The sequence below is a fragment of the Micromonospora sp. BQ32 genome, from assembly GCF_059358895.1.
Window position 1 is genome coordinate 1 of the sequence record NZ_JCADBI010000032.1, and the last position, 22432, is coordinate 22432.

25 protein-coding genes and 4 pseudogenes are annotated in these 22432 nt (G+C 69.4%); 17 read left to right on the top strand and 12 right to left on the bottom strand.

The annotated features are described in order from the left end of the window. Positions 1-804: 804 nt before the first annotated feature. From AC5L30_RS32325 to AC5L30_RS32350, 6 genes and pseudogenes are all read right to left on the bottom strand, one after another. Positions 805-1872 carry an esterase-like activity of phytase family protein gene (locus AC5L30_RS32325; protein WP_494872011.1) on the bottom strand — a complete coding sequence of 356 codons (1068 nt, stop codon included), beginning with the start codon at positions 1870-1872 and terminating at the stop codon, positions 805-807. Positions 1873-2035: 163 nt separating this feature from the next. Continuing rightward, positions 2036-2257: a DUF6924 domain-containing protein gene (locus AC5L30_RS32330; protein WP_494872050.1), complete on the bottom strand. Its 222-nt coding sequence runs from the start codon at positions 2255-2257 to the stop codon at positions 2036-2038. Further along, a pseudogene (locus tag AC5L30_RS32335) lies at positions 2214-2327 on the bottom strand (hypothetical protein); the annotation flags it as partial. The gene AC5L30_RS32330 and the pseudogene AC5L30_RS32335, both read right to left, overlap by 44 nt. A 186-nt stretch (positions 2328-2513) precedes the next feature. Beyond that, a complete protein-coding gene (locus AC5L30_RS32340; protein ID WP_494872013.1) occupies positions 2514-3137 on the bottom strand; it encodes a flavodoxin family protein in 624 nt (207 codons plus the stop codon). Between the two features lie 120 nt (positions 3138-3257). After that, complete coding sequence (locus AC5L30_RS32345) at positions 3258-3533, bottom strand: hypothetical protein (RefSeq protein ID WP_494872015.1); 276 nt, start codon at positions 3531-3533, stop codon at positions 3258-3260. Further along, positions 3518-3784, bottom strand: a complete 267-nt coding sequence (locus AC5L30_RS32350) for a DUF6924 domain-containing protein (protein WP_494872017.1) — start codon at positions 3782-3784, stop codon at positions 3518-3520. The genes AC5L30_RS32345 and AC5L30_RS32350 overlap by 16 nt, the downstream gene beginning before the upstream one ends. Before the next feature lie 207 nt (positions 3785-3991). On the opposite strand from AC5L30_RS32350, the gene AC5L30_RS32355 reads away from it, so the two are divergent. Further along, positions 3992-4576: an alpha/beta hydrolase gene (locus AC5L30_RS32355; protein ID WP_494872018.1), complete on the top strand. Its 585-nt coding sequence runs from the start codon at positions 3992-3994 to the stop codon at positions 4574-4576. Beyond that, positions 4539-4958 carry a hypothetical protein gene (locus AC5L30_RS32360; RefSeq protein ID WP_494872020.1) on the top strand — a complete coding sequence of 140 codons (420 nt, stop codon included), beginning with the start codon at positions 4539-4541 and terminating at the stop codon, positions 4956-4958. Before AC5L30_RS32355 ends, AC5L30_RS32360 begins: the two co-directional genes overlap by 38 nt. A 27-nt stretch (positions 4959-4985) precedes the next feature. Here AC5L30_RS32360 and AC5L30_RS32365 read toward each other — a convergent pair whose 3' ends face one another. The 3 genes from AC5L30_RS32365 to AC5L30_RS32375 all read right to left on the bottom strand — a co-directional run bounded on the left by AC5L30_RS32365 (position 4986) and on the right by AC5L30_RS32375 (position 7762). Then, a complete protein-coding gene (locus AC5L30_RS32365) occupies positions 4986-5180 on the bottom strand; it encodes a hypothetical protein (RefSeq protein ID WP_494872022.1) in 195 nt (64 codons plus the stop codon). An 83-nt stretch (positions 5181-5263) separates the two neighbouring features. Continuing rightward, positions 5264-6484: a M20 metallopeptidase family protein gene (locus AC5L30_RS32370; RefSeq protein WP_494872024.1), complete on the bottom strand. Its 1221-nt coding sequence runs from the start codon at positions 6482-6484 to the stop codon at positions 5264-5266. An 81-nt stretch (positions 6485-6565) separates the two neighbouring features. Then, the gene (locus AC5L30_RS32375; protein ID WP_494872026.1) at positions 6566-7762 is read right to left on the bottom strand and encodes a cytochrome P450; all 1197 of its coding nucleotides are present in this window, start codon (positions 7760-7762) and stop codon (positions 6566-6568) included. 605 nt (positions 7763-8367) lie between these two features. Between AC5L30_RS32375 and AC5L30_RS32380 the strand changes: the two genes are divergently transcribed. Continuing rightward, positions 8368-11112, top strand: coding sequence for an AAA family ATPase (locus AC5L30_RS32380; protein WP_494872027.1), 2745 nt, complete (start codon positions 8368-8370; stop codon positions 11110-11112). A gap of 10 nt (positions 11113-11122) precedes the next feature. On the opposite strand, the gene AC5L30_RS32385 is transcribed toward AC5L30_RS32380, so the two are convergent. After that, positions 11123-11782 carry a GntR family transcriptional regulator gene (locus tag AC5L30_RS32385; RefSeq protein ID WP_494872029.1) on the bottom strand — a complete coding sequence of 220 codons (660 nt, stop codon included), beginning with the start codon at positions 11780-11782 and terminating at the stop codon, positions 11123-11125. Between the two features lie 221 nt (positions 11783-12003). Here AC5L30_RS32385 and AC5L30_RS32390 point away from each other — a divergent pair, with 221 nt between their 5' ends. The 8 genes and pseudogenes from AC5L30_RS32390 (at position 12004) to AC5L30_RS32425 (ending at position 16076) form a co-directional block, all read left to right on the top strand. Then, a complete protein-coding gene (locus AC5L30_RS32390) occupies positions 12004-12246 on the top strand; it encodes a hypothetical protein (protein ID WP_494872031.1) in 243 nt (80 codons plus the stop codon). Between the two features lie 266 nt (positions 12247-12512). Next, complete coding sequence (locus tag AC5L30_RS32395) at positions 12513-13877, top strand: FAD-dependent oxidoreductase (RefSeq protein ID WP_494872033.1); 1365 nt, start codon at positions 12513-12515, stop codon at positions 13875-13877. A gap of 77 nt (positions 13878-13954) precedes the next feature. Continuing rightward, positions 13955-14160: pseudogene (locus tag AC5L30_RS32400) on the top strand (transposase); the annotation flags it as partial. A 58-nt stretch (positions 14161-14218) separates the two neighbouring features. Beyond that, positions 14219-14416, top strand: a pseudogene (locus tag AC5L30_RS32405) (ABC transporter permease subunit); the annotation flags it as partial. Further along, positions 14401-14475, top strand: a pseudogene (locus AC5L30_RS32410) (hypothetical protein); the annotation flags it as partial. The pseudogenes AC5L30_RS32405 and AC5L30_RS32410, both read left to right, overlap by 16 nt. A gap of 157 nt (positions 14476-14632) precedes the next feature. Then, positions 14633-14878: a hypothetical protein gene (locus tag AC5L30_RS32415; protein WP_494872035.1), complete on the top strand. Its 246-nt coding sequence runs from the start codon at positions 14633-14635 to the stop codon at positions 14876-14878. A gap of 312 nt (positions 14879-15190) precedes the next feature. Next, entirely contained in the window at positions 15191-15397 is a 207-nt protein-coding gene (locus AC5L30_RS32420; protein ID WP_494872037.1) for a hypothetical protein, read from the top strand. Between the two features lie 379 nt (positions 15398-15776). Beyond that, positions 15777-16076 (top strand): hypothetical protein, encoded by a 300-nt coding sequence (locus tag AC5L30_RS32425; protein WP_494872038.1) that lies wholly within the window; start codon positions 15777-15779, stop codon positions 16074-16076. 78 nt (positions 16077-16154) lie between these two features. On the opposite strand, the gene AC5L30_RS32430 is transcribed toward AC5L30_RS32425, so the two are convergent. Next, positions 16155-16574 (bottom strand): class I SAM-dependent methyltransferase, encoded by a 420-nt coding sequence (locus tag AC5L30_RS32430; protein ID WP_494872040.1) that lies wholly within the window; start codon positions 16572-16574, stop codon positions 16155-16157. 99 nt (positions 16575-16673) lie between these two features. Beyond that, the gene (locus tag AC5L30_RS32435) at positions 16674-17585 is read right to left on the bottom strand and encodes a 2-hydroxyacid dehydrogenase (RefSeq protein ID WP_494872042.1); all 912 of its coding nucleotides are present in this window, start codon (positions 17583-17585) and stop codon (positions 16674-16676) included. Positions 17586-17884: 299 nt separating this feature from the next. On the opposite strand from AC5L30_RS32435, the gene AC5L30_RS32440 reads away from it, so the two are divergent. From AC5L30_RS32440 to AC5L30_RS32465, 6 genes are all read left to right on the top strand, one after another. Next, a complete protein-coding gene (locus tag AC5L30_RS32440) occupies positions 17885-19288 on the top strand; it encodes an MBL fold metallo-hydrolase (RefSeq protein ID WP_494872043.1) in 1404 nt (467 codons plus the stop codon). A 166-nt stretch (positions 19289-19454) separates the two neighbouring features. Beyond that, positions 19455-20306 carry a sulfurtransferase gene (locus tag AC5L30_RS32445; RefSeq protein ID WP_494872045.1) on the top strand — a complete coding sequence of 284 codons (852 nt, stop codon included), beginning with the start codon at positions 19455-19457 and terminating at the stop codon, positions 20304-20306. 17 nt (positions 20307-20323) lie between these two features. After that, positions 20324-20656, top strand: coding sequence for a DUF1416 domain-containing protein (locus AC5L30_RS32450; RefSeq protein WP_494872046.1), 333 nt, complete (start codon positions 20324-20326; stop codon positions 20654-20656). Between the two features lie 51 nt (positions 20657-20707). Beyond that, a complete protein-coding gene (locus AC5L30_RS32455) occupies positions 20708-20851 on the top strand; it encodes a hypothetical protein (RefSeq protein WP_494872047.1) in 144 nt (47 codons plus the stop codon). A gap of 152 nt (positions 20852-21003) precedes the next feature. Beyond that, positions 21004-21300, top strand: coding sequence for a hypothetical protein (locus AC5L30_RS32460; protein ID WP_494872048.1), 297 nt, complete (start codon positions 21004-21006; stop codon positions 21298-21300). Positions 21301-21419: 119 nt separating this feature from the next. Then, on the top strand, positions 21420-22052 hold the full coding sequence (locus AC5L30_RS32465; RefSeq protein WP_494872052.1) for a Fic family protein: 633 nt from the start codon (positions 21420-21422) through the stop codon (positions 22050-22052). Positions 22053-22432: the final 380 nt, after the last annotated feature.

Here is a 22432-nt window from a genome sequence, read left to right on the forward strand (position 1 = left end):
CGCTCAGCCCACGTCAGATAGACACCCTGGCCGCCCTGTCGGAGGCGGTACTGGAGAGCATCCAGGACCAGGAGACGGGCGGAGCAGGCTCGTCCGCCGAAGCGTAGAGCCGAGGCGAGCCGGTCAGAGACTGCTCGGCGCCAAGGGGGCATCGGCAATCGCCGGGCTCACGTGGACATGAGGGGTCACGGCCGCGGCGATCGCGCAACCGACGGCGAACGCCGCGGCCACCAGCATGCCTACTGGAACCCGCCGCCCGCGCCCCGGTGACGGCCACGCCGTCACCGGGCCGGGCCGTGACGTGGCCGGTGGACACGGTCGTGGCCACGGTGACGCCCACCGCGCCGCCCACCTGCTGGCCCGTGTTGATCACCTCGGAGTCCGTCGCGGCCAGGTCGAGCGGGACGGCGGCGACGGCGGAGATCTGCCCGACGGTCAGGGTGCCGACCACGCCCAGCCCGAGCAGCGCCGGGCCCGGCATGATCGTGAGGGCATTGCCGAGCAGCACGCGAGCGCCGGACGGGGCAGCAGTGGCGCCGCCTCCGCGGCTGCGAGAAGGTCGCCGATGTCGTCATGGGTGATGTAGCGGCCCGGCACCGCCGCGCGCGGACCAGCCGCAGGAGATCCTGTTGCATGGTCGCCGTCATGTAGTTGTACGAAGGGGCGTCGATCAGGGACGGCTGCACCGAATGCCCACGGCGGGCGAGGTGACCATCGACAGTGCCTTTCCATCCTTGGACCTGCCCGGACCGGCCGACGGGCCCCGGGCGAGCTGCCGCCCGGGCCCGTCGGCCGGTCACGAGGTCACGGCAGGCGCGCGTCGACGTTCAGGATCCGGGTCTTCTGGTTGGCGCTGAAGTTGTCGTCGCTGATCAGCACCAGACGGTGCCGGGCACCGCGGGCCGGCTCGACGGCGAGACCCTCGAAGTTGTCCAGCAGCGGGTTCAGCTGCGGCTGGGGACTCGTCGCGCCCAGGGTCGGGCAGTTCGCGAGATCGGCGATGGGCTGCTTCTCGACGACCCTGCGGTTGGTGACGGTCGAGAGGTTCGGCACCGCGCTGACGTCCGGTGCGCGGTCAGCGCCGGTGACCGCGTACACCCGGACGGTGTTGCCGACCCCCGAGGTGAAGGCCGCCTCGAGGAACACCAGCCGCCCGTCACCGTAGGCAGCCACTTCGGCGATCCGGTTGCCCCGGTCGGCCTGGTAGCCGAACTGGCGGACGAGACGGTAGCCGCCACGCCCGTCGCCCCGGTAGACCAGCACGCGGTGCCGGGCCACCTCACCGTTGGTCGGCGCATCGCCGGCGAGGGAGCCCTCCATCGCCGCATAGACGTACTTCCCGTCCGGCGAGATCGTGAGACCCTCCAGGGTTGCGTTCCCCGGTGCCTCGCCGGTCGGTGCGACCCGGAACCGGTCCGGCACCGGGAGCTCGCCCCGCTGCACGCCGTCGCGACCGAAGATGCGGATCGACGGTTCGGCCTCGGAGCTGACCAGGAAATTGCCGTTCGGGAGCACGGCAAGTCCTTCGCCGTCGAAGTTCGTGCCGTCGAAGGCGGTGCCGTCCGGGCGCTTCAGCGCTGTCGTCCTCGTCGCCTGCGGCGTACGGCCGTCACTGAGGAACACCAGGCGGGCCGGCTGGGTGCCGCTGCGGTCGACCACCGTCACGTACGACCGGCTGACCTTGTCGTACGTGACGGCGGACAGTCCGCCGATGGCGACGCCGTCGGCGGTCGTCGACTTGTCCAGGCTGTCGCTGTACGAGACCGCGTCGGCCCGCGGGGCGCAGTTGCCCCCACGCGGCACCGAGGAGGCCCCGGCCGCCGGGACAACGAGCAGCGGTGCCAGGACACCGGCCGCTACCACTGGTGCCATCAGGCGCCGGCGTGACGGGAAGGGCATTTTCATAAACCGCTCCTATGGTGATGGTCCTGTCGGACCAGTGAATGGTCGGACGGCGGCCGAAGAAGAAAGGCACCGTCCGACTGTCCGACGCGGCTGCTATCACGTCGTTCATTCCGCCGGTCCACAAATCAGCTCAAACGGTGAAGCCGCGGAACGCACCCTCGGAGTCCTGCGCGGCCGCCTCGGCGAACTCCTCGAAGCCGAGAGCGCCGATCGCCAGGCTGTCGTCGAGCACCGTGACCCACGCCGGCACGATGCGGAACGCACGCTCCGGTCCCGGCCCGGGCCGCCGAATCGCCGTCCACCGCGATCGTGACAGCGAGCAGTTTGTGCTCGGGATCGGCCAGGGCCGCAGGGTCGGCGAGGAACACCACTTCCGGGCCCCTACGGCCATTGCCGGCAGCCAGCACCTCGTTGACCGCCGCGCCGGCCCAGCCCCGAAAGCCTTCCGCTCGTCCGGGCCGGGCAGGATTCTCACACCATCAAGGACGGACGCCGGCGCGAGTTGTTCGAATTCTGCATCCGTTGATCCCCACCACGGCTCCGAAACCACCAGGACGGGTCCCGGCGATCAGCACTGATCGCCGGGACCGTCGGCCTGGAACTGCTGCTCAGGCGGCGAAGCCTTGCTTCAGGGCCGCCGCGACCCGCACGACCCGCTCGGCCTGGAAACGAGCGGCATTACGCGTGTCGTCGTCGATCGTGCCGAGGCTCTCGTCGGGCACCGCGTGGTGCGAGGTGCCGTACGGGTTGCCGTCGACGAACTTGACTGGGTCGGTGTAGCCCGGCGGCACCAGGATGCCACCGAAGTGGTAGATGCTGTTGTAGAGGGCGAGCAGGGTGGATTCGTGCCCGCCGCGCCGGGTGCCGGTCGAGGTGTAGCCGCTGTAGACCTTGTCGGCCAGACCGCCGGTCATCCACAGCGGCGACAGGGTATCGATGAACTGCTTGAGCTGGGCGGCGATGTTGCCGAACCGGGTCGGCGAGCCGAGGATCACGGCGTCCGCCCACGCGACGTCGTCGAGCGTCGGAGCCGGGATCTCCGCGGTGGACGCGTGGTGGCTGGCCCAGAGCTCGTTCCTGTCGATGACGGCCTGCGGCGCCAGCTCAGCGGCCTTCCGCACGCGAACCTCGGCGCCGGCCGCCTCGGCCGCCTTCCGCATCTCCTCGGCGATGGCCGTGCCGGTTCCGGTCGACGAGTAGTAGATCAGGGCGAGCTTGACGGGATCGGACATGGCGGATGTTCCTCTCGAAGATTCGGCTCGGCGACGTCACTGCATCAAGCCGGGGCTCGTGCCCTCGCCAACCGTAGAGGCGTTTTGGTGACGCATCACCTGTTAGTGATGGGTGACACATCACCGACTATGCATCCGGTGGCGTCGCCGGCGGATCGCGAGGATCAGGAGCACGGTGAGTACCGGCACACAGGTCAGGAGCAAGGCGTTGGTCCCGGACCTGTCTCCGCCCGGCGGCTCGGCCATCGTGTCGGTGATCCAGTCGTGCAGGGTGTCGGTGCGTGCGCTGAAGTCGGGACCGGAGTGCGGACAGGGCGGCCCGGTGCTGACCAAGGCCACCAGCTCCGGCGGGCCGTCGGCCCGGTCGCGGAAGTAGGGGCTCAGTAGTCTCCGCAAGGAGCACATTCCGGCCTGCCCCGGAAGACCCCGCCCGGCGAGGCGGCCGCGGCTTCGGCGAACTCCCCGAAGTCCATGTTCCCGATACCGACGTTGACGCTGACCGCATACGTCTGGCTCGGGACACAGCGGAACCCCCGGCCGGATGCCGTGATCTCGTCGTACATCTCGTCGTCCGGAGCGACGGCGACGACGACCAGCAGCGGATGGTCGTCGCCGGACACCGCCCGCTGGGCGGCGATCACCACCACATCCAGGTGTTCCGCCAGCTACTCGTCCCGACGGACGATCTCGAGGACCTCGTCCTGCGTCGCGCCGGCCCAGGAGGGGGAAAAAGCCCTCATGCGGTGGCGCGCCCGGCCGAGTTCACCACCCCCGGTGAACAGTCGCCCGTGACGAGCGTCTTCCCGGGAGGACCTGTCGTCCGGCAGGGCCCCCACCGTCTCACCGGAGCCGACGTGATCCATCGACCTCGCACTCCTTTCGCTCGTCGGCTCCTCACCCTGGGCGTCACGGTGTTCCTGCTCGCCGCGACCGCCGTAGCGGGCATGTATCTGTGGCCCCTCGACGACGACGCCCTGCGCCCGCCATCCCAGTCGATGTCGTTCGCCACGGCGACCACCCGCATCGCGGCCCAGGCTGGGACGGAGAAGGCCGACCCGCAGATCCGGGCCGAGTGCCGGTCCGTGGCTCGCGTGCATCCCGAGCCGAGCACCAAGGCGGTCCTCATGCTGCACGGTTACCTGGGCTGCCCCGGCCAGTTCGCCGAGCTGGCCGCGCTGTACTACGAGGCGGGCTACAACGTCTACGTGCCGCTGGCGCCCCGGCACGGCCGCACCGACCCGGAGGCCCACCGGTCCCTTACCGCCCGGGAGCTGACCGCGTACGCCGGATCGGCGATGGACATCACGGCGGCCCTCGGCACCGAGGCCGGAGTGGTGGGGACCTCCGCGGGAGCCGTCCTGGCGACGTGGCTGACGGCGACGCGCCCGGCAGGTGCACCGGATGCTGGTCATCGCGCCGTTCTACCGGCCGGCCGCTAAGCAGGCGCCGGCGCCGCTGGTACGCCCGATGACAGTCCTGTACGGCTACCGCATCCTGCCGGACCGGACTCATCCCGTCGGCTACTCGTACGCGGTGCTCGCGCAGTTCCTGCGCCTGTCGGCCATCCTGGACACCGGCACGAAGCTGCCCGGGCTGAAGAGCGTGGCCGTGGTCACGTCAGCCGGCGACACCTTCATCGACCAGGAACGGGCCGTGCAGATACCGGCCGGCATCGCCAAGACCAACCGGGTCCCGGTCCTGTGGTACGAGATCCCGGGCAGCATGAAGATCGGCCACCAGGCGGTCGACCCGGCACGCCTGGGCCCGGCGGAGGACCTCCTGTACGCCCGGTACTTAGACCTCTACGAGGGCCGGCACTAGAAACGGTCACGCCGATCAGCGTGGAGCTCACCACGCCACGACACCCTGGCGGGACGGGTACGTCACGGTGACCGCCATGTCGTCGTCGCGGCACACGAGTACGGTGCCGGCCGGTGGCGCCGCCGACGACGTCGTGACGGCCGGCTCGTCACCCACCGACCCGGCTGGCCCTGCGGATCGATCCGCGGTCGTGCTCGCCGGCAGCGCGAGCACCGCGGTCATGGCCGCCCCGCGGATCAGTTTTCAGTCGCTTGGCCACGACCCCTCATCGTCATCGGCGGAAGAGGGAACCGCCCGGTCCGTCGTCAGGACGCCGCGAGCCGGTCGAGGGCACGCCGGGCGAGCTCGGCCAGCAGGAACGAGGCGTCGGCCAGCACCGAGTCGTCGAAGACCGCATGCGGGCTGTGGTTGCTCGGCGCGGTCGCCGGGTCGTCGGACGCGGTCGCGCCCAGGAACAGGAAGCAGCCCGGCACCTCGTTGAGCACCCGGGAGAAATCCTCCGCGGCGGCCACCGGCGCCGACAACGGGTCGAATCGGTCCGGGCCGAGCGCGTCCTGGACGACGGCAGCGGCGAACTCGTACTCGTCCGGGTCGTTCACCGTCACCGGGTAGCCATCGGCGAAGACGGCCTCGGCGGTCATCGCGTGGGCCTGCGCGATGCCTTCGCTCAGGCGGGCGATCTCGGTCCTGATCCGCGCACGGTTGGTCTCCGAGAAGGTGCGGATGGTGCCGGCCAGCTCGACGTGCTCCGGGATGATGTTCGCGACGTGGCCCGCCTGGACCGACGTCACCGTGACCACGATCGGGTCGAACGGGTCGAACGTGCGGGTGATCATCGTCTGGAGGGCCGTGATGATCTGCGCCGCGACCGGGACCGGGTCGTTGGCCACGTGCGGCCGTGAGGCATGGCCGCCGCGGCCTGTCACCCGCACCGTCAGCGAATCGGTGGCGCCCATGATGGTCCCCGGGCGGCTGCGGAAAACCCCGCGCGGGGTCTCGTAGGACCGCACGTGCAGCCCGTACGCCGCCTGCACCCGCTGGCCGGCGGCCTCGAGCACGCCCTCCTCGATCATTCGGGCCGCGCCGTCCCAGCCCTCCTCGCCGGGCTGGAACATGAAGACGACATCGCCGGCCAGCACGTCGCGGTGCTCGGCCAGCGTGCGGGCGGCCCCCACGAGCGCCGCGGTGTGTAGATCGTGGCCGCAGGCGTGCATCACCCCGGGCGTACGGCTCGCGTAGTCCAGACCGGTCGCCTCGGTGAGGAGCAACGCGTCCATGTCGGCCCGCAACAGCACCGCCGGGCCCGGCCGGCCGCCCCGCAGCACCGCGGTCACCGACGTCAGCGCCTGCCCGCGGGACACCTCCAGATCCAGGCCGCTGAGTGCCTCGAGGACCGCCGCCTGCGTACGCGGAAGCTGAAGGCCGGTCTCGGGATGGGCGTGCAGGTCCCGCCGCAGCCGCACGAGGTCCGGCAGCAGCCCGGCAGCGGTCTTGCGCAGGGCGCCGGCGTCATCGGTATCGGACATGGGGATCACCTCATTTGCTCACACCGTCTGCACAGACGGTTACACCTGCAGATACGTGCTTCACGTGGGTAAGTTCAGCCGTCACAGGCGCACGGGCAGCGCTGTCCGGCCGTTGAAGATGAAGGTCGGCAGCGGCTGCAGGCTCTCGGCGGGCCCGGCCGGCTCGAGACCCGGGAAACGGCCGAACAGCGCCGGCAGTGCCGCCTCCGCCTGCAGCCGGCCCAGGGGCGCGCCGATGCAGTAGTGCACGCCGTGGCCGAACGCCAGGTGCGCCTTGTCCGTCCGGTGGACGTCGAACGTGTCCGCGGTCTCTCCGTGCCGCTGGGGGTCGCGGCCGCCGGCCCCGAAGCCCATCAGGATCGGATCGCCCCGGCGGATCACGACGCCCTCGCCGAGGTCGATGTCCTCGACGGCGTACCGCAACGGCATGTGCTGCACCGGCGCGTCGAAGCGCAGGGTCTCCTCGACGACGGCCGACCAGGAAACGGTTCCCCCGGTCACGGCGGACAGCTGATCGCGGTGGCCGAGCAGGTCGAGGACCGCGTTCGTGATGAGATCGGTGGTGGCCGGCACGCCTCCGGCGATGGTGACGGCCAGCGCCAGCACCCGTTCCTCGTCGGTCATGGCCGTGGCTTGGACCAGCGTCGTCGCCAGGTCGGCGCCGGGAGAACGCTGTTTGCTCGCGAGCAGCGCGGCCAGGAGATTCATCGTGCTCTTGAGCTGACGGGCGGCCATGTCCGCATCGCCGGCGGGGGTGAGGAGATCCAGCATCGCCTGAGTCGCATCCGGCCATCCTTCGACCGGTACGCCGAACAGGTCGCACAGTGTCTCGGTCGCGATCACCTGGGCGTAGTCCGCCCGGACGTCGATGACCTCAGCCGAGCCGGGAGAGCCGAGAGCGGTGAGCAGGGCCGGCAGCCGCTGCTTCAGGTTGGCGCTCAACGTCTGCACGCGGTCCGCCGTGAAGGCGGCCTCCATGATGCCGCGGAGCCGCCGGTGCTCAGACCCGTACGCGTTGAGGACGGTCGGCGCGATGAGGAACGGAGCGAGCGGCCAGTCCGGAGGCACGTCAGCCAGACCGGGCCAGTGCTGTTCGGCGTCACGTGACACCCGGTCGTCGGCCGTCAGGCGTCGCAGCACGTCGTGCCTCGTCACCGACCAGGCGGGGATACCGCCCGGAAGTTCGACCCGGACCGCGGGACCGGCCGATCGCAGCAGGGCCGCGGCCTGCTGCAGGGATTGTCCGGCCGGCTGCATCGAATACAACTCAGCTGTCATGTGACCGCTCCACTCTCGTCTGCCGGTGGAACTCCTCCACACAGCGATATATTGCATACTACAATGCCCGATGGAGGATGCCGGGATGCGCGGCCATCAGACGATCGGCGTGCCGGGCTCCAGGCCGAACCGGGTCCGGCCGACCGCCTCGAAGAACGACTCAGCCAGGCTGAAGTGCTGCAGCGCGACCATGCCGTCCCGGAAGGGACGTTCCACCGGGACACCCGTCGGCCATGACCATGTGCTCCGATCTCCAGGGGTACTGCCCGTACTGCGTAACCCCGGCCGGAACCCTCTGTTCGTGAGGCAGGCCATACCGCCCACTGGTTGCCTTGACAATCGTTGCGCGCGGTGTGCAATATATTGCATGATCCGCGCCGGGTCAGCCTCTGCCGCTCGGCAGACGCCCTGGCATGACCACTCCCACCACCTCATGAGCGACGTCCCAGCAGGACGGCGTGACAGCGGCCCGGCGCACCGGCTGAACATCAGCCGCATCATCGTTCGCAATGCCTCGCCCCACCTGGAACCGGCTCGGTGAGCGCCACGCCCGGTCGTCATGAGCCGGCCAGTCCCCCCGACCCGAGCTGATCGAGGCGGTTGTCATGGAACATCTTGTCGGTCGTGAGGTCGAGCTCGCCCGGATCAGCCGGTTCCTGCAGTCGGTGCGTGACGGCGGCGATGTGCGGATGGTCCGCGGCGAGCCGGGCATCGGCAAATCGGCGCTGCTGACCGCCGCGGTGGACCTCGCCGAACGCGACGGCCTGCGGGTCCTTCAGGCGTCCGGCTCCGAATTCGAGGCCGACGTCAGCTATTCGCTGCTGAACCAGTTGCTGCTGCCGTTGCACGCCGAGGTCCAGCGCCTGCCACCAGCCCTGCGTGACGCGCTCACCGTCGCGCTCGGCTTCGGCCCCGGGGCCACACCCGGCCCCCTGCTGGTCGGCAACGCCGCCCTCGCGCTGCTCACCACCGTGGCCAGGCAGGCACCCGTGCTCCTGGTGGTCGACGACGTGCAATGGGTCGACCGGCCGAGCGCTGTGGTGCTGGGCTTCATCGCGCGGCGGGTGCACGGCTCGCCGGTGGGTGTCGTGGCCGCCTCCCGCACCGGCACGGAGAGCTTCCTCGACCGCCGCGGCCTGACCGAGGTCACGGTCGAGCCGCTCACCCGGGACGCCGGCGCCCAACTGCTGGGCGCGCGTTTCCCCACCCTGCCGGCACCGGCTCGGCAGCGCCTGCTCGACCTCGCCCAGGGCAATCCCCTCGCCCTCGTGGAGTTGCCGGCCACCCTGACAGGCCTCGCCGCCGAGAACCGCGAGCGGTCCGACGTCGTGCCCCTGAGCGAACAGCTGCAGACGGTGTTCGCCCTGCGGATCGCCGGCCTGCCCGACGCGACGCGCCGGCTGTTGCTGCTGGCCACGTTTGAGGGCAGCGGCGACGTGCGGGTCCTGCGCGGCATGGCCGACCTCGCCGACCTGGCGCCGGCCGAGCGGGCCGAGCTGGTACGGGTGAACGACAGCTCCGGCCACCTCACCTTCCGCCACCCGCTGATCCAGTCGGCTATCGTCGCGATGTCCACCCACGAGGAACGCCGCGCTGCCCATCTCGCCGCCGCGGCCGGTCTGCCGGCGGATCCGGAACGCCGGGCGTGGCACCTGGCGGCGGGCACAGCCGGCCCGGACGAGGTGGTGGCGGGGCACCTGGATGACGCCGCTCGCCGCGTCCTGCAACGGGGGGACGCCCTGGGCGCCATCGCCGCGCTGGTCCGGGCGGCCGACCTGAGCGCCACATCGGACGGCCGGGCGCGACGGCTGGCCGAGGCTGCGTACATCGGCGCGGAGGCCGGGGGTGCCGGCGACGCGACCACGTTGCTGGCCGATGCGGAGGCGACGAGCTCCGGCACGGCCGTCTCGCTGCACGCGGCCAACGCGGCCGCGTTGTTGATGATCAACGGTGACGGGAGCGTGCACACCGCGCACCGGCTGCTCGCCGGGGCGATCGAGACGGGTGACCACGGCTGGCGGGCTGACGATCCGGCCCTCGACGAGGCCATGCACACGCTGGCCCTGCTGTCCTGGTACGCCGGCACGGCCGAGCACTGGGCGGTGTTCCACCGAGCCATGGACCGGCTCGTCCCGGAGCCGCCCGGCATCCTCTCGGTGCTGAACCGGACCTTTGCCGATCCCGTACGCACCGGCCCGGCCGCCCGGTCCGACCTGGACGCGCTGATCTCCTCCCTGGCCGAGGAGGAGGACCTGACGCGGGTCATGCGGATCGGCACCGCTTCGGTCTACCTCGACCGGCTCGGCGACAACCGGGAGTACTCGTGGCGGCTGATCCGCCAGGGGCGGGAGGGGGGTGCGCCGCGCCGGCAACTGTCCGCGCTGATGCACGTCTGCCTGGACGACTACCTCACCGGCCGGTGGGAGGAGGCCGAGGAACTGGCACTCGAGGCGCAGAAGCTGTGCACCACCAGCGGACTTCCCTTCCTGACCTGGTACTTCCTCTACAACCGGGCAATCGTCGCAGCTGGACGAGGTCGCCCCGAGGAGGCGCTCAAGCTGGCCGACGAGATCACCCACTGGGCGCTGCCCCGCGGTGTCGCCGGCGCGGTGGCCATCGCCCACCACCCCCGGGCCCTTGCCGCCGCGGCGGAAGGCGACTTCGAGACCGCCTACTTCCACGCCGCCGCGGTGAGCCCCGCGGGTGCCCTCGCGCCGTACGTGCCGATCAGCACCTGGGTGATGTTCGATCTGGTCGAGGCGGCCCTGCGCACCGGGCGTACGGCGGAAGCCCGGGCCCACGGCGACGCCATGCGATCCGTGGGCGTCGCCGAGTTGTCCCCCCGCATGAGGCTGATCCAGCACGGCGTCGACGCCCTGGTGCTGGACACCGACGAGGCCGACGCGCAACTCGAGGAGACGCTGGAGGACGAGCTCTCCAAACGCTGGCTCTTCGAGGCTTCGCGGATCAGGCTGGCGTTCGCCGAGAAGGTGCGGCGGCGCAAGGACTTCACCCGCGCCCGGGTCCACCTGCTCGCGGCTCACGCCGGCTTCGCCGCCATGGGCGCCGGACCGTGGCTGGCTCGGACCGTTGTGGAACTGCGGGCCACCGGATATCGCCCGGTCATCGCCGAGCAACAGCCGGCCGACCTGACCGCCCAGGAATTCGAGATCGCCCAGCTGGCCGCCGGCGGCCTCACCAACAAACAGATCGCTGAACGCCTCTACCTCTCGCACCGCACGGTGGGCGCCCACCTATACCGAATTTTTCCAAAGCTCGGCGTGTCGTCACGGGCCGGACTTCGCGACGCCTTGTCAGCACACCGTCCGGGAAACCCGGGGGCACAGTGATCGCTCACGGTCACGCGGGCGGGTCGGCGGCCGAGCCCACCACGAACACCTCGTCCAGGCTCATCCAGTTGTCCCGGGCGGCCGCCGCGGCACCCTCCACATCACCGGCCTGGCACAGTGCGACGATGCGGTCATGCATGGCCACCGAGAGCCGGCCGTTCAGGGAGGAGAAACGCAGCCGTTCGAGCCGCCGCAGCACCGGCGTGAACTGCTCCAACACCGTGCGCAGCGCCGGATTGGCCGAGGCCAGAACCGCTACGCCGTGAAACTCATCGTCCGCGGCGATGGCCGCATCGACGTCGTCAGCCTGTAGGGCAGCGGCGAAACGACCGTTGGCCGCTCGCATGGCCTCGATCTCGTCGGCCGACAGCCGGGGCACGGCCTCCCGCACGGCGAGCTCGTGCATGGCGGCGGTGACCGTCTGGGCCGCCCGCGCAGCGCTGGCGTCCAGCGGACTCACCATGGTGTAGCGGCCGGGTTTGGTCTGGACCAGGCCGGATTCCTCGAGCCGGGTCAGAGCCTCGCGCACCGGTGTGCGGCTCACTCCCAGCCATTCCGCCAGCTCGACGTCGTTGAGACGCTCCCCCGGCGCCAGCGTGCCGTCGACGATCGCGTCACGGATCCGCTGGTAGGCGTTTTCCCGCAGCAGGGACCGCGAAATGACACCCACGCGTCGAGGGATTGGCATGCAACATATTCCACCCTGCATTAGCGAGTAAGTCAAATGCCGCTTACTCGGTCTCACCGCATCGAGTGGCACACACCACAACGACATTCACAAGTAACGATGAGCGGTCGAGAAGACCGCGATAAGGCCACCGGGCACAACCTCCATCCACCGAGTACTCCATCGTCGCGGCGTCAGCACGCCGCGACGAGCCCGCCGCCGTCGTGCCGGAGACGGGGCAAAGCATCTTCGAGGACACCATCGTCTCCGTGCCGATGTACGTTGCCGAGCCCGACGGCGCCCGCCTGGCCATGCCGCCGACCGCAGCTTCGCTCACGGTGGAGCGCACCGCCACCCAGGTCAGCGCCTTCCCCGGGCCTGACTGCGCAGGTCTACAATGGAACTTTGGCACGTTGCGGACCTTCACCGCCGGCAAGGGCCAGTCCTTCCGGGCGCATTCGTTCTGACCGTTGCAGACCGCCGTGCTCGGCATCGTCGCCCACCTCGAGCGTGCCCGAGTCGACCGCTATGTCGTCGGCCTTGGCTTGGTAGAGCGTCCTGCGCTGAGCGCGGCCAAACATCCGCTCGGTGCCAGCTCCCGCTTCCCCTCCGAGAAGTGATCCCGCGCATCTTCGCAGCTCCTTCTGAACCACGGTGCCGCGGAGACGTTCTCGAAACTGAGGGGTGTTTCCGGCGGACCCGCGACGAAGACCCGGGGCCGTCACCGTCCGATATGCAGCGCGATACTAGCGGAAGACAAGGTTTTATGGTGAACGAATCTGGGTCTGGGCCCGGCCGCCACGCGGTCGTCATCGGCGGTAGTGTGGCGGGGCTTCTCGCGGCATGCACGTTAAGCGCCTCGTTCGAGCAGGTGACTGTCTTCGACCGGGACGCGCTCCCGGCTGAGCCGGTCGCCCGGCGTGGGGTTCCGCAAGGCCGGCACGTGCATGGGCTCACCGCCCGCGGCGCCGCCGGACTGGAGAGCCTGTTCCCCGGCTTCCTCGCCGAACTGATGGCGGCCGGCGTTCCACGCGCCGACGCACTGGCCGACTACAACTACTATCTCGACGGGCACAAGCTCGCCCGGGCGACCGCGGACACTCCGAACTACCTTGCCACCCGGCCGCTGATCGAGAGCCTGATCCGGGAACGCACGAGCTCCCTCGACAACGTCGCCATCGTCGACTCGACCGAGGTGGTCGGTCTGCTCACCGCGGACGAACGGGTCAGCGGCGTACGGGTGCGGCCGGTGAACGAGGACCACGCCGAGCACGATCTGGAGGCGGATCTTGTGGTGGACGCGGCCGGCCGGGGCTCGCGTGTCATGACCTGGCTGAAAGAGCTGGGCTACCCCACCCCGGACGAGACCGTCGTCCGAACGAACGTGGTCTACGTGACCCGTCACTTCAGGCAGGAGCCGGGACAACCGGGCGGACGACAAGCTGTGGTTTCGGGCGCCTTTCCGGCAAACCCCCGAAGTGGCGCAGCCGTACGGCAGGAGAACGGCCAGATCGCCGTGTTCCTCGCCGGCATCCTCGGTGACGAGCCGCCCACCGACGACGACGGGATGCTCGCGTTCGCGGCGACGCTGGCCGCCCCCGAGATCGCTGAGGTGCTTCGTACAGCGGTGCCGATCGACGACGCCGCGAAGATGCGAAATCCGGCGAGCTCGATCAAACACTTCGAGAAGCTGGACCGCTACCTCGACGGATACCTGGTCGTCGGCGATGCGATGTGCAACTTCAACCCGCTCTACGGGCAAGGCATCACGGTGGCCGTGCTCGAGGCCGAGTTGCTCGAATCATTGCTACAAAACGGCCACGACCGGCTGGCCCAGCGCTACTTCGCCGAAGCCGCCCAGGTGTTGGCCGAACCATGGGCCCTGGCCACCGGGAGCGATCTGCGTTTCCCCGGGGTCGAGGGCGTGCGCAACCCGGAGGACGAGCAGGCGGGCCATTATCTGGATACGCTCCGTACCGCTGCCGCGACCGACCCGAGAGTAGGCGCGGCCTTCCTCCGGGTGGCGAACATGCTGGCACCGATCTCGTCACTGTTCGACCCGGCCCTGGCCGCGCGTGTACAGCAGTCGGCCTCGTAGGCATTCCAGGCTGACGAGCGCTGGATCGACAAAAACTGGTGGGTGCCCGGGGACCCCTCCCGGATCCCCACCTCGCCATCCCACGGCACCGCACCACTTGCGATCAGCCGCGCTGGGCCCTGATCGAGGCCCGGCAGACCGGTTGGCGCCAAGCCCGTACCGAGGCCGGCGTCGGTGGCCGTGTCGCCGAGCATGATCTGCGGGAAATTCCCAACGCGATCCTCTACGTCAACCGTACCGGTATCGCCTGGCGCTGCATGCCCACGACCTCCCGCTGTGGCGCCGCCGCCTTGGCCGCCGCGACTGTATGGGTACTGCTTTCCCGATCGCAGGGGGCCATGCGCGCGGTCGCCGCCGATCGCGAGACTGCCCGCCTGATGGGTATCGCACCGCTGCGGACCGGGCTGGTCGCCCTGGTGATCGCGGCGGTACTCGCGGGCATCGGCGGCATCGTGCTGGCGCCCATCCAACCGCCGGACGCGACGGCCGGGGTTCCGCTGGGCTCAAAGGCTTCACCGCGGCCGTGCTGGGCGGGTTGACCTCGCCGCTGGGCGCGATCGCCGGCGGTCTGCTGGTGGGGGTGGTCGAAGCCCTGGAGACCGGGCTGGTGAGCAGCGGCTACCGCGACGCCATCGTGTACGGGCTGCTCGTCGCCGTCTGCTGGTGCGCCCGGGCGGCCTGCTGGTCGCGGCTGCGCGGGAGCGAGTGCGATCCCCCGCCTGCGCCCGTTCGCCGGCTTCCTCGTCTTCGTCGCGATGCTGCTGCTTGTGCCGGCCGCCTTCACCCGGGTGCCGTTCCACACGATGTCGACCGCCGTGCTGATGGTGCTGCTCGCGATCGGTGCGCTCGGCCCGGTGCCGCTGGCCGGCCTGGCCCGGCAGGTGTCCATCGGGCAGGCGGCGCTCTACGGCATCGGTGGTTCGCGGTGTGCCAACGCCGAATGCAAGGCCAGCGATCCAACGGCTGCCCGTTGTCACGCATCGGGTCCTCCGTGCGGATGAACTTCGACATTCCCCGCGCGTAGCTTCCAGTGGGAGCAGATCGGCTGTTCCTTCCGGCCGATCGAGGAGCGACGCAGTGAAACGTTGGAGGACTAATCTGTGGCAGGCGCTGATTGCTCTCGGCGACGCCGCATACCCGTCGGGCCACCTGTACCTGGACGAAGCGCGACGTGCGCGCGAGTTCGAGGTGGACCTGTCCGACGACGCATCGGTACATGCGGCCTTTCGGTCGATCATCGAATGGGCGTGGGGACCCGCCAGCTTCGACGCCGCTCCGGCCAGACGACCACCAACGGAACCGGGGAGTATGCGATGACACCACCGCGCATGCTGATCGCCGGCGCCGGTATCGCCGGCCTCGCACTCAAACACGCCCTCACGACGAGCGGGATCGACGCCGACATCGTCGAGCGTGACCCGTCACCACGTATCGATGGCACCGGGCTCGCGGTGCGCGCTCTGCGGGCGCTGGAACTGCCCGAAGAGGTGAATCAGTTGGCTAAGCCGGTTCTGCGATAGGACGACCATGATCATCGCGCCCAGTTGCTCACCGGGCTCGAAGTGGCCACCATCCGGGGCGACATCGGCGAGTACCTGGTGATCCGCCGCACCGACCTCCAGACGATCCTGCACCGTGCCGTCGGCACCTCGGCACCTCGGCACTGCGGTTCGGCATCGGCGTGCAGGAGGCACTTCCCGACAGCACCGTGGTTTCGACAACGGCACCGCGGGAGTCTACGACGCCGCGGTCAACAGCGCCGCGCCGCAACCGCCCGACGGCGACTGGCGGCGTCTCTTCGACGACTGCGCACCATCGGCACGGACCTTGTGCGGCAGGCGCCGGATGCACACTTCGCCCCGCTGTACGAGACTCGCGGCGACGACTGGGTTAAGGACCGTGTCGCTGATCGGGCACGCGGCGCACGCCCGCTCACCAGCATGGCGCAGCGCGATGGCACTCGAGGATGCTCTGGTCCTCGCCGGCATGCTGGCCGCTGTTAGCACGCGGACAAACGTCCCCGAAAAGTTCAGCCGCTACCGCGACCGGCGTGCCACCAGAGTGGGCTTAGTCCTGCACAAGGACCATCGCCGGGACCGGGCACGGAACCTGCCCGGCTTTGCCCGCAGGCACCTGTTCCAGCGGAGCGGACTGCGCCTCATCCGCGCCAACCATGCCGAACTGCTGTCCCCGCCCTGACCGGCGTGGACCAATGGCCGAGGCCGGAGCCGGGCAGCGATCGGGGGCACGCCGCCCGGCTCCGGCGGTAGGAGGACGTCAGCGCTTAACTTCGTAGATCCGGTTGGTGGGCGTTTCGACGGAGACCCGCCAGGTGTGCAGGCCCCGCCCTGGTACGAGATGGCGCGCATGGCCTACGGCCTGGCATGGTTGCCCAGCGCATGGACTCCTCTGGGCCAACGCCGCGGGCAGACAGAGCGCGACCGACCCGGACGCGAACGACCGGCCCATCGGGTTGATGTTGTCCAGAACACTTGCCGACGTGTCCAATTCGACGATCATGACGATGTCGTCCTCGACCAGGCTCTGCTCGACGTGACGCAGGACGCCCTCCGGGTCGCCGAGGTCGTGCAGACAGCCGAGGAAGGTGACCAAGTCATAGCCGTCGGCCGGGAAGTCCTGGGCCGTCGCGACCTCGAAGCTCACCCGGCCACCGAACCCCGCCCCGGCCGCCTTCACCGCCGCAATCCTCGAGGTAGCGGCGCTGACTTCGGCACTGTCCCCGCTTGCGCTCACCCACGGCAACGCGGGTCATGAGCGCAAGCCGGGCAGTCCGGTTCACCGGACGACGCGGTTGCGCAGCGGTTGGCCAACCAGGTACCGGCCGAGCTGCTCGGCGACCAGGGTGTAGACGCGATCCAGCATGCCATCAGTGAAGGCAGCCACATGCGGGGTGATCAGAACGCCGCTCGTGTGCCACAGCGGGTCACCAGGCTGCAGCGGCTCGGGGTCGGTCACGTCCAGCGCCGCGCGTAGCCGGCCCGACGCCAGCTCCGGCAGCAGGGCCGCGGTGTCCACCACCGGCCCACGTGCGGCGTTGACCAGCAGCGCCCCGTCGTCCATAGCCGCCAAGAAGGCACGATCGACCATGCCGCGGGTCTCGGCTGTCAGTGGCACCAGCAGGATGACGACCTCCGCGGCCGGCAGCAGCAGCGACAGGTCCTCAACACCGTGCACCCCTTCACCGGGCCGGGCCGTACGGGCCACCCGGGTCAGCTCGACGTCGAACGGCTCGAGCCGCCGGGCCACCGCCGAGCCGATCGATCCGGCGCCGATCAGCAGCACGCGTTTACCGCGCAGCTCACGGCTCCACCTCGGATTCCACACCGCAGCGCGCTGCGAAGCCTGGAACTCCGGGAACAACCTCAGGTGAGCGAGTACGGCGGCCAGAACCCACTCCGAGGTTGAGGAGTCGTGCACCCCTCGGGCGTCACAGATCGTCGCGCCGGCGGGTGTCACTTCGAGCCAGCCGTCGGATCCCGCACTGGGTAGCTGCAGCACCCGCAGCTGCCGCATGAGCGGAACGACGTCTCGCAGAGACGCCTGGTCGGCGAACGAGGGAACGAAGAAGTCGACACCGGCCGGGTCCGAGGGCAGCGACCGCGGATCATCGGCGACCTCCACCTCAACATGTTCCGGGACCTGGCTCAGATGACTCAAGCCGCGCTTGTGGGGAATCCAGACCTTCACGGTGCACCTGCCGTTCGCGACGCCTCGGGAGTATGACGTCTCCTGAGACGAGACCGCACCGCCCAGGTTCAAGTCAGCTGCCCGGGTCACAGGGTGCCGGTGACCACATTTCCGCAGGCCCAGGGCACAGCCCGGGCCACAGCAGGGCCTAGTACGGTGCCTACCCAGAACTACGTTCCCATTTGGGCTTCGGGTTCTGCGCGAGAGGCAGTCGCCGCTGACGCGCGCCAAGAGTTGAAGGTCTCAGCCAGGTCGGTGAACGCCACCGTCGGGGCGGCGTCTGGCCATGCGTGGATAACTTGAGTGTGGAAGTCCTGTCGACCTCGTCGCTGGGCGATCGTAGCTACCTGGCGCATGACGGGCAGGTGGCACTCGTGGTTGACCCGCAACGCGACATCGACCGTGTCCTGGCCCTTGCGGGACGGCTGGACGTACGCATTACTCACGTCGCCGAAACGCACCTGCACAACGACTACCTCTCCGGTGGACTCGCGCTGGCCCGACTGTCCGGCGCGACCTACCTGGTGGCCGGTCACGATCATGTCAGCTTCACCCGGCAGCCCGTGATCGATGGCGACAAGATCGCCGTATCGGCGCGGATGCGGCTGCGTGTGGTGGCTACACCTGGGCATACCCTCCACCACCTGTCTTATGTCTTGGAGGGCAACGAGGGGCCGGTCGGCGTGTTCACCGGCGGGTCACTGCTGTTCGGCACTACGGGCCGTACTGACCTGCTCGGCGCCGAGCACGCTCGCGCCCTCGCCGAGCGCCAGCACGCCTCGATCCGGCGCCTGGCCGACCTGCTGCCCGACGGTGCCCAGGTGTGGCCGACGCACGGCTTCGGTAGCTTCTGCTCGGTCGCCCAGACCGACGCCACTGAGTCGACCATCGGCCGGGAACGTGCCGTGAACCCGGCCCTCTGCCTGAGGACCGATGATTTCGTTCGACAGGCGTTGGCCGATCTCGACACCTATCCGGCGTACTACGCGCACGTGGGGGCCCGCAACGCCGCCGGCGCCGAGCCGATCGACCTGTCCCCTGTCGTACCCGCTGACCCGGCTGACGTGGCGCGGCGGATCGCCGTCGGGGAATGGGTGCTCGACCTGCGTTCGCGGAAGGCGTTCGCCCAGCGGCACCTGGCCGGCACGCTGAGTTTCGGCCTCGATGGGCCCATGTCGACGTGGCTGGGGTGGCTGGCACCACAGGGCGAGCCAATCACCCTGCTCGGCGAGAGCGCCGAGCAGGTCGCGGCGGCACGGCGAGAGCTGGCACGCATCGGTGTCGAGCGGGCTGCGGCCACGGCCGTCGGTCAGCCGGAGTCGTGGGCTGGCGGGGACAGCGCGCGGCTGGCCGAACTTCCCACCGCCACGTTCGCCGACCTCGCGGCCGCCCTTGCCGGTGCTCCGCCGCACGGCCTGCCCGGCGCCGACGTAGTTCTCGACGTCCGGATGGGTAATGATTGGCGCGCCGGTCACCTCGACGGGGCCGTGCATGTTCCGTTGCAAGACCTGCCGCACCGGTTCGCCGACGTGCCTTCGGGCACGGTGTGGGTGCACTGCCGAACCGGCTACCGCGCCACGGTCGCCGCGAGTCTGCTTGCTCGCGCCGGCCGGAGCGTGGTCATCGTCGACGACGACTACCACACTGCGGCCGGCACCGGTCTGCTCATCATTTCCGGCGCCGGCCGGAAACCGGCTGCTTGACTCCTGAGACGGTAAGTCGCTAATTCGATCGCTCGAGGAGACTCAGACCACTATCGCGATTCGAACGGATGTTAGTCACATGAGGTGGATGTGAACCTCAGCCCGGGTCATGCGTTTTGCTGAGCGAGCGGTTTTCGCTATTTTGCTTCATTGAAGGAGTAAACCGATGAGTCGCGACAGCGCACTCGTCTCGGCTGACTGGGCCGAGCAGAACCTCAACACCCCGGGCCTGGCCTTTGTCGAGGTCGACGAGGACACCACCGCCTACGACGGCGGGCACATCCCCGGCGCCATCAAGCTCGACTGGAAGAAGGACCTCCAGGACCCGGTCCGGCGCGACTTCGTCAACCAGGAGCAATTCTCCGCCCTGCTCTCCGAGCGCGGCATCGCCAACGACGACACCGTGATCCTCTACGGCGGCAACAACAACTGGTTCGCCGCATACGCCTACTGGTACTTCAAGCTCTACGGCCACGAGCAGGTCAAGCTGATCGACGGCGGGCGCAAGAAGTGGGAACTCGACGCCCGCCCGTACACCAAGGACGTGCCGATCCGCGAGAAGACCTCCTACCAGGCGTCCGCGCCCGACCTGTCGATCCGCGCGTTTCGCGGCGAGGTCGTTGCGGCCATCGGCGTAAAGAACCTGGTGGACGTGCGCAGCCCCGACGAGTTCGCCGGCCGGCTGCTGGGCCCGGCGCACCTGCCGCAGGAACAGTCGCAGCGCGGTGGCCACATCCCGACCGCGATCAGCGTGCCGTGGAGCAAGGCCGCCAACGAGGACGGCACCTTCAAGTCCGACGAGGAGCTCGCCAAGATCTACGGCGAGGCCGGACTGGACGGCAGCAAGGACACCATCGCCTACTGCCGCATCGGCGAGCGCTCCTCGCACACCTGGTTCGTCCTGCGCGAGTTGCTCGGCCAGCAGAACGTGAAGAACTACGACGGCTCCTGGACCGAGTACGGCTCGCTCATCGGCGTGCCGATCGCGCTCGGCGACGAGCCCGGCTCGGCCAACTAGAGAAGGGCGTGATCACCATGACGTCTCCGTCGAACATCGCGGCCGGCTGCGCCGCACCCGACCAGTCGGCACCCCTCCCCGCCGGCGTCGACCTGAACCGCGAGACCATGCTGACCGGCATCGTCGCGAACGCCGAAGGTGAGCCGGTCGGCGGCGTATACGTGCGGCTGCTCGACTCGTCCGGCGAGTTCACCGCCGAGGTGGTGTCGTCGCCCGAGGGCGTGTTCCGCTTCTTCGCCGCGCCCGGCACCTGGACGCTGCGCGTCCTGAGCCGCAGCGGCAACGGCGAGGCCGTGGTCGACGCCACGGTCGGCCTCAACGAAGTCGGCCTCAGCGTCTCTTCGGTCTGATCTGATCACTAATGGGCGGGCTCCCGGCTGAGAGCCCGCCCAACCCGCCAGGTGAGTGTGCAGGTCGGCGAGCAGGCGTACGACGGTGCTGACGGGATGCACGACGAGCAGGTCGTGCGGGACGATGGCGGCGAGCAGCACGGGTTGGCCGGGCTCGATGCGGCATATTTGGCGGGCATTCGCCGGCAAGGGTAGGTCCCCTCGGCTGCCCACCTGGTGGCGGCCGTCGCTGGCCGAGCAGATGACAAGCATGCCGTGGCGCGGCTGAATGTCGAGGCGGTGGTGCGGGGGCCAGCCCAACGCGCGCTCACGCCATCCAGGGGTCGAATTCGATCGAGGGCTACCAGGTGTCCCTGGACGACGCCGCCGCGGCCGTCGCCGGCGACGAACCGGTAGAGACGAACCCGCAGACCTGGGAGGTAATCACCGGTTACCGGGACGCACTGACCTACGTGCAACAACTCGCCCGCTCACGCGAGTTCACCTGGCAGCACATGCTGCTCAACGCGCTGCACTTCATGATGCTCCGCCACGACCTCAGCAAATGGCCGGGCCGCTGCCGTCCGGGCGACATCCACATCGACGAGGCGCACACCGGCCGACGCGTCTACACCGGGCCGGACGCGGACGACGTTCGTCTCTGATCTCCGAGCTGATCGACTGGCTGGCCGACGGCGAACCCGAGACACCGCTGCTCGTCCGGGCCTCCATGGCCCACCTGAACCTGGTGAAGATCCATCCCTGGCGGGACGGGAACGGCCGAATGTCACGCTGCCTACACACCCTCGTACTCGCCCGCGATGGTGTCCTCGCCCCGGAGTTCTCCTCGATCGAGGAGTGGCTCGGCGTCGGCCGAAACACCTACGCCTACCACGACGCGCTCGGTGAAGTCGGCGGCCCAACTTGGCAGCCCGACAACGACACCAGCACGTGGATCCGGTTCTGCCTCAGGGCCCACCACCAACAGGCCCAACTGGTCCGGCAACGCCTCGACCAAGCCGCGCATCTCTGGGAACTGCTCGACACCTGGGTCCGGCGCAACGGGCTGCCCGAGCAGGTCGTCAGCGCCCTACACCTCGCCGCCACCGGCGGCCGAGTACGCCGCACCCTCTATCAACGCGACGAAAACCTCACCGACGACCAAGCAACACGCGACCTACGCGCCCTGGTCCGGGCGGACATGCTTAACCGGCGCGGCGAGACTCGCGGCAGGTTCTACCTCGCCTCGCCGGCGCTGCGCGACCTCGCCACCCCGGCGCTCCGGCGCTCCGGCGCTCCGGCCAAAGGAAATCATCGACCCGTACCGACGGTGAGACGCAGGCCCGAAACCACGAGTCCGCGCCGGTCAGCGCGCTGGCCCCGGAAATCTCCGACTAGCTCCTCAGGTAAGCAGTAAGTACTTGGCTGCCCACCGAGCGTGAGAGATCGACGCGGCGGTTGGTTCAACCCCTTACCAGGGAGGCGCCATGTCTTCAGCACGTTCTCCTCCCGCAGCGCTCGCGGCCGTGACGGGCCAGCGCCGTTGTGGTGCCCCGACAGAGGCGCCTCCCCCAGAAGCCGGGGCAAATCCCGTTCACCCCCCATGGTTGGAGAACATGTGTTCAATCCGTTAGATCACAAAGGCATTCCCTTGGAAGGCCAGATCCGTAACTGGCGGGAGCTGAACGTCGAGCCCATTGACCCGGAGGCGGTCGACCCGTACACCAGGTGCCGGATCATCACGATGAACGGCATCGAGATCGAGGCGATCAACTTCTCGCACCAGTTCGCCCGCAA

What these genes read in the sequence shown, in the direction of transcription:
- AC5L30_RS32325 (WP_494872011.1), bottom strand. Translation starts at nt 1,872, where the DNA reads ATGGCACCAGTGGTAGCGGCCGGTGTCCTGGCACCGCTGCTCGTTGTC.
- AC5L30_RS32340 (WP_494872013.1), bottom strand. Translation starts at nt 3,137, where the DNA reads ATGTCCGATCCCGTCAAGCTCGCCCTGATCTACTACTCGTCGACCGGA.
- AC5L30_RS32360 (WP_494872020.1), top strand. Translation starts at nt 4,539, where the DNA reads ATGCTGGTCATCGCGCCGTTCTACCGGCCGGCCGCTAAGCAGGCGCCG.
- AC5L30_RS32365 (WP_494872022.1), bottom strand. Translation starts at nt 5,180, where the DNA reads ATGACCGCGGTGCTCGCGCTGCCGGCGAGCACGACCGCGGATCGATCC.
- AC5L30_RS32370 (WP_494872024.1), bottom strand. Translation starts at nt 6,484, where the DNA reads ATGTCCGATACCGATGACGCCGGCGCCCTGCGCAAGACCGCTGCCGGG.
- AC5L30_RS32375 (WP_494872026.1), bottom strand. Translation starts at nt 7,762, where the DNA reads ATGACAGCTGAGTTGTATTCGATGCAGCCGGCCGGACAATCCCTGCAG.
- AC5L30_RS32380 (WP_494872027.1), top strand. Translation starts at nt 8,368, where the DNA reads ATGGAACATCTTGTCGGTCGTGAGGTCGAGCTCGCCCGGATCAGCCGG.
- AC5L30_RS32395 (WP_494872033.1), top strand. Translation starts at nt 12,513, where the DNA reads ATGCAGCGCGATACTAGCGGAAGACAAGGTTTTATGGTGAACGAATCT.
- AC5L30_RS32415 (WP_494872035.1), top strand. Translation starts at nt 14,633, where the DNA reads ATGCTGCTGCTTGTGCCGGCCGCCTTCACCCGGGTGCCGTTCCACACG.
- AC5L30_RS32420 (WP_494872037.1), top strand. Translation starts at nt 15,191, where the DNA reads ATGACACCACCGCGCATGCTGATCGCCGGCGCCGGTATCGCCGGCCTC.
- AC5L30_RS32445 (WP_494872045.1), top strand. Translation starts at nt 19,455, where the DNA reads ATGAGTCGCGACAGCGCACTCGTCTCGGCTGACTGGGCCGAGCAGAAC.
- AC5L30_RS32450 (WP_494872046.1), top strand. Translation starts at nt 20,324, where the DNA reads ATGACGTCTCCGTCGAACATCGCGGCCGGCTGCGCCGCACCCGACCAG.
- AC5L30_RS32465 (WP_494872052.1), top strand. Translation starts at nt 21,420, where the DNA reads ATGTCACGCTGCCTACACACCCTCGTACTCGCCCGCGATGGTGTCCTC.